The 380-nt window shown below is 62.4% G+C and carries 1 protein-coding gene; it reads right to left on the bottom strand.

The genetic code is table 11. The features are described from left to right. The coding region (locus EN862_RS37220) for a transporter substrate-binding domain-containing protein (RefSeq protein WP_245519823.1) at nucleotides 1–371 on the bottom strand (371 nt) is incomplete at its 3' end. Nucleotides 372–380 lie beyond the last annotated feature (9 nt).

Below are 380 nucleotides of genomic sequence, written 5' to 3'. Positions count from 1 at the left end.
TGCGCCTTGACGCCAAGCTTGTCGGCGATCGCCTTGGCGATTTCGACGTCGAAGCCGACCAGCGCTCCGGATGCATCATGGTAGGTGAAAGGCGCGTAAGTGCCTTCCGTACCGACCTTGATGACGCCGGCCTGCTTGATCTGGTCGAGATTGGCGCCGGCATGGCCCGATGCGACCGCCAGGATCGTCTCGAAGATGATCGGCGGGTCGTCGAACTGGAAGCAGTAGCCCTGGGCGCCGAGCCGCACGCACTGTTTCAGGATGCCGATGTCATGGTCGTTGGAGAAGACCGTGATGCGCACATCCAGCTTGCGGCTCTGGATTTCGGCGAGAATGTCGGCGCCGTCCATGTCGGCAAGCTTCCAGCCGATGACGGCGAC

Origin of the sequence: Mesorhizobium sp. M2E.F.Ca.ET.219.01.1.1, from assembly GCF_004016445.2 — a bacterium.
In the GTDB taxonomy this organism is placed as follows: Bacteria; Pseudomonadota; Alphaproteobacteria; order Rhizobiales; family Rhizobiaceae; genus Mesorhizobium.
This window is presented reverse-complemented; position numbering and strand designations above follow the sequence as displayed.